The 599-nt window shown below is 57.6% G+C and carries 1 pseudogene; it reads right to left on the bottom strand.

The features are described 5' to 3' along the window. Positions 1–529, bottom strand: a pseudogene (locus tag AC30D7_RS28755) (transposase); the annotation flags it as partial. Positions 530–599: the final 70 nt, after the last annotated feature.

The raw sequence follows: 599 nt of genomic DNA, 5'->3' as shown, positions 1-599 counted from the left end.
AGTTCACTGACCTGTTGCTGGATTTCGGCGACCAACTCAGCGTCGTTCACAGGCCTGCTTCGCCGTGTCTTGGGCGATACCGATTGCTTGATTCGAACCGTTAATTGCGAGCGCGCCACACCGAGACATTCACTGACCAGCTTCACTGGTCGTCCCCCGGCAACAAGGGTGAGTGCGCAATCCATTTTCGCGACCGGGCGATCTCCACGGCCTCTTTGAGGATTTCTGCTTCCATCGTTTTCTTGCCCAGCATCCGTTGCAGTTCACGGATCTGCTTGAGCGCATCGCTCAACTCGGAGGCAGGCACCACGGCTTCGCCTGCACTGACCGCCGACAGGCTGCCGTCCTGATACAGCTTGCGCCACAGAAACAGCTGATTGGCATTGATGCCGTTGCGCCGAGCGACGACCGACACACTTTGTCCTGGCTCAAGGCTCTCGCGAACCATGGCCAGCTTTTGCTCTGGGCTCCAGCGGCGCCGCCGCTCCTGGCCCAAAAGCTCCCCACTCTTATCGTTGCTGTTAGTCATAAACATAACCGTTTGCCTATCCCTTATCGTAAGGGGGAAACGGTGTCCTGTCTTTCATGGGGCTCGTTCA

It is taken from the genome of Pseudomonas sp. DF5, assembly GCF_058148225.1.
The sequence above is the reverse complement of the archived record's forward strand: the minus strand, read 5'-3'. Positions and strand labels throughout refer to the sequence as shown.